This window comes from Xanthobacter sp. BG11Y11_SDJG, from assembly GCF_057364445.1.
Window position 1 is genome coordinate 1 of sequence record NZ_JBNFNU010000884.1, and the last position, 573, is coordinate 573.

Annotated in this window: 1 pseudogene; it reads right to left on the reverse strand. The window is 77.8% G+C overall.

Annotated elements, in window-relative coordinates:
• Positions 1-436: pseudogene (locus tag AC2W7M_RS27110) on the reverse strand (hypothetical protein); the annotation flags it as partial.
• Positions 437-573: the final 137 nt, after the last annotated feature.

The following is a 573-nucleotide window of genomic DNA, read 5'->3' on the forward strand; positions in this document are numbered from 1 at the left end:
GTCCGGCGGCGGCTGCAGCGCGTCGGTCTCGGCGAGGACGGCGGCGAGCGCGCCCGGGTCCGTGGCGTCGATGCCGAGCGGGGCGAGTTTTCAGAGTGCCCTGCCCGGACAGCGACTGGACCAGCGCCGCCGCGGAGCGCCCGCTGCCGCCGGAGATCGAGCGCGAGCGAGACCCTGCCGGTGGGCGGCGTGCGGGCGCCCGCGGCCCGGCGAGGAAGGCGGCGTCGACCCCGTCGAGCACGAGGCGTCCCTCGGCCGCGAGGGCCTCGCCCTCGTTGCGCAGCTTCAGCCTTGCCCCCATCTGGCCACCGCCGAACGCCGCCGAGAGGTCGCGCACCTCGACGCCGCTGCCGTCGCCCACCAGCCGCATCCGAGCGCCGGTGGCGCCGTAAGGTCCGAGGAGCGTCAGGCGGTCGGCGGCAAGCTCGATGTCCACGGAGGCATTGGCGATCGCCGGCGCCTGCAGGCGCCCGGCGGCCCAGATGGGCGCCGGCCTCGGGGATGGGCGCGCGGGCGCCCAGAAGTCCGAGGAGGCGCGGCAGGGAGAGGGCGTCGAAGGCGAGCCGCCCGCCG